The following is a 346-nucleotide window of genomic DNA, read 5'->3' on the forward strand; positions in this document are numbered from 1 at the left end:
GGCCAGGGCGGCGGCGCGCTCGGCGCGGGTGCCCCCGGCGGTCCCCGGCTCGCGCCCGGTCAGGGGCCGCGCGCCGCGCTGCCCGGCCGGGACGGCGGACAGCCGGGCGCACCGGGCGGTGCGCGCGGACCGCAGTCCCCGGTGGCACCGCTGCCGCAGTCTCCCCAGTCCCCGCAGGGCCGGCCGGCCCCGGCGGGCGCGGGGGCCGGCCAGGCGCCGGGTGCCCCGCAGGGTCTCCAGGCCGCGGGCCTGAACGCGCCGCAGCCGCAGGGCGGCCAGGACGCCTTCGGCAGCGCCGCCGCTCCGGCCGCGCCGCAGCGCGGCCGCCGCAAGGGCGGCTCCGGCG

1 pseudogene is annotated in these 346 nt (G+C 86.7%); it reads left to right on the plus strand.

Annotated elements, in window-relative coordinates:
• A pseudogene (locus ACTT8P_RS38525) lies at positions 1–346 on the plus strand (hypothetical protein); the annotation flags it as partial.

The organism is Streptomyces sp. JW3 (assembly GCF_052216785.1).
Taxonomy (GTDB): Bacteria; Actinomycetota; Actinomycetes; order Streptomycetales; family Streptomycetaceae; genus Streptomyces.